The 3,222-nt window shown below is 53.3% G+C and carries 2 protein-coding genes; both read right to left on the reverse strand.

Annotated elements, in window-relative coordinates:
* Positions 1-1,391, reverse strand: a 1,391-nt coding sequence (locus tag ABF463_RS08815) for an ABC transporter ATP-binding protein (protein ID WP_415533236.1), incomplete at its 3' end; no start/stop codon positions are given.
* Positions 1,388-3,181, reverse strand: a complete 1,794-nt coding sequence (locus ABF463_RS08820; protein WP_415533237.1) for an ABC transporter ATP-binding protein — start codon at positions 3,179-3,181, stop codon at positions 1,388-1,390. The genes ABF463_RS08815 and ABF463_RS08820, both read right to left, overlap by 4 nt.
* Between the last annotated feature and the right edge of the window lie 41 nt (positions 3,182-3,222).

Consider the following 3,222-nt stretch of genomic DNA (forward strand, 5'->3'; position numbering starts at 1 on the left):
GTATGGTAATTTTGGGGCATCTTACGCACAAAATCGTCGCATTGAGCGGCTTTCGCGGCAGCCAGCACTTCTTTATCGGTCGCGCTTCGGCGGCCAAGCCGAATATTTTCCATCACGGTATCGTGAAAGAGCACAACATCCTGAAAGACGATCGCATAGCTTTTCAGAAGCGTTTCCGGTTCTACAGTGGAGACGTCCACGCCGCCCAGCGTGATTCTGCCGCCCGTTACATCCCAGAAACGCGCGGCCAGTTTTGCCGCCGTGCTTTTGCCGCCGGACGGGCCGACAAGAGCGGTTACCTCACCCTGCTTGGCGGTAAAGGAAACATCCTCAAGAACGCCTTCGCTTTCATTGTAGGCAAACCGCACATGGTCAAATGAAATGTCGTAACTGCTCGGAGAATAACAATCCGTTCCAGTCTGAATCGGTTGTTCCTCAATGGCCCGCATACGCTCAATTTTAAGCTTGGCATTGAAGGTGGCCGCGAGGTTCATAAAGCAAACGTTCAGGGGTTCATAAATCTGCGCTGAAGCAATCAGAAAAATCAGGAATACCGTCAGGTTTAACTGCCCGGCAATGAGCAGGCTGACCCCCACCAACACAGTCGTGGCCACCCCCATTCTCAAAAACGCCTGAGCGGAGGAGACAAAAACACCGGAGGCCAATTCCGAATGGATGGCGGCCTTTTCAGCGTATCTGAATTTTTCCTGTAAATTGTCCATATAGTTTTCTTTTTGGTTGCAAGCTTTGATATCCTTAACCGTTTCCAAGAGTTCCTGTAAACCATCCGTAGCGGCGAGCTTGGCCAGAATGCTGCGCGTGCCGTATTTATCTTGAAGCCACCGGGAACCGAAAACAAGCAGCGCGGAAAAAGGAAGCACCCATATGACGGCAAGTCCCATACGCCAGTTGAAGCATAAAAGCCCAACGGCAATCAGCACTGTGGAAATCACTGTGCCGAACAACTGGGGGATAAAGTGGGAAAACGCCTGCTCAAGCGAGCTGCAATCGGACATGATCGTTGCCGTCAGGTCAGACAGGTCACGCTTTCCAAAGAATGACAGTGGCAGCTCGCGCAGCTTTTCCCCCAGCGTTACACGACGGTTGGCGCTTTCCGTGTAGGTGGCAACATACAGGCTTTTGTACTGGAACCAATGGATTATATAGATGACCGCGACCAGGAGTGCGGCGACCGCTACATACCCCCAGAGTCCCGAGGCGGGATTGGAACCCTTTTGCAGCGCTTCGATGATATGCGTAAGTACAGCAATCAGCAGTCCTACCGGCAGCATCAGGCTTAAATTGGCCGCCACCGTCAAAAGGGTCGCTTTGACTAAATCTTTTGCGCCCTTTTCCGTCAGGGCAAATGTTTTTTGAAGTTTGCGGATCATGCCAGCGCCTCCTTCCCGACTTTCCACTGTGCCGAGGTTTGGTAATCCTTCCACATGTGGGCGTAAAGACCGCCTTTCTCTACCAGTTCCCGATGCGTGCCCCGCTCCGCGATAGTCCCGTCTTCCATCACCAGAATCTGATCGGCATTTTTCACGGTGGAGAGCCGGTGGGCAATCATCAAGACGGTCTTGCCCTTTGTCAATGTTTCGAATGCCTTTTGGATAAGCGCCTCATTTTCAGGGTCGGCGAAAGCGGTCGCTTCGTCCAACACGACAATGGGTGCGTCTTTCAACATTGCCCTCGCCAGCGCAATGCGCTGCTGCTCGCCGCCGGAAAGATAGATGCCCTTTGCCCCAACCACTGTATCAAGCCCTTGTGGGAATTTCGACAGGATATCATCACACTGTGCGGCGTGAGCGGCCCGCTTTACCTGTTCTTCCGTTGCGCCCGGTCGAGCGGCGCGGATGTTTTCCAGCAAGCTGGTTTTGAAAAGGTGGGTGTCCTGAAATACGAATGCTACTTGATTCATCAGTTCCGAGGAGGAGAGTGCACGCACATCGGTTTCCCCAACCAGCACCTGACCGTCCTGTGCATCCCAAAAACGCGGAATCAGGCTTGCAGCCGTTGTTTTTCCACCGCCGGACGGACCAACGAGTGCCGTTGTCGAACCTGCCGGCACCAAAAAGTTTACATGAGATAATGCCGGAGAGACGATGCCGGGATAAGTAAAGGTCACGTTCCGGAACTCCACAGAGCTGTTTTTTGCAGCGACAGGCCGCTCCGGTTCTGTTAAAGGCTGGGCTTCCATAATTGCATCAAGTTTTCGCACCGCCTCGTCCGCCTGCATTTTTGCCTCGCTTACGTACATAATGCGCATCAGCATCAGCGCGCAGAAGGGAGTAAACAGCATGTAGAACAGCACATTTGCAAGCGCTGTCCAGCCGTCGGACGCCGTTGCGCAAACAAGCATCCCGGCGGGGATGAGCAGCAGAAACGTGCCGTTGAGTACTGTAGTAAAGCCCGTCATCGGGTTTCGGCAGGCCAGTGTGTAGTCTACCGCCATATCTCGGTAGCTCATAATGGCCGAATAAAACGACTTGAAGGAAAAAACCGTTTGCTGGAACACTTTGACCACGGGAATGCCCCGCACATATTCCGTTGCTTCCGCACTCAGATCCTCAATGGCCTTCTGATACCGGCTGAAAAATCCGGCGTTCTTGCCGCCCATCATCTGTCTCATAAGCAGCACGGCGACAACCATAGGTGCAAGGCAAATCAACCCCATGCGCCAGTCAAACAGAAACAGCAGCACAATGGCCGCAACCGGCGTGACAATTGCGCCGACCAGATCGGGCAGCTCATGCGCCAAAAGAGTTTCCGTCATTCCGGCGTTGTCATCAATCAATTTGCGCAGCCGGCCCGATTGATTGGCGGCAAAATATCCAAGCGGCAGATCCATCAGGTGCCGTGCGGCCGCCGCCCGCATATTTCTCGCCGTGCGGAACGCCGCAAGATGGGTGCACATCAGGGCCACCAGATAAATGAGTGTACTTGCGACGGCAAAAATCACCGCCATCCAGCCGAATTTGACAAGACCGCCCGCATGGGTAAAATCCGGCATGACTTTAAATATGCCACGCGCCACAAACCAAATACAAATGTATACGGCCATGGAAAGCACTGCCGCAACGCCGGACAGCGTGCAGCCCAAGATCGTCAGCTTTTTACGGCTGCCCGCATACCCCATCAGCTGAGAAAGGCTGCCTTTCTTTTTGGACTTGCTGTTCATTCAACCACTCCCTTGATCATTATATGTTAGCTAATACTAAC

This window comes from Ethanoligenens sp. (assembly GCF_047718355.1).
Lineage (GTDB): Bacteria > Bacillota > Clostridia > Oscillospirales > Ethanoligenentaceae > Ethanoligenens.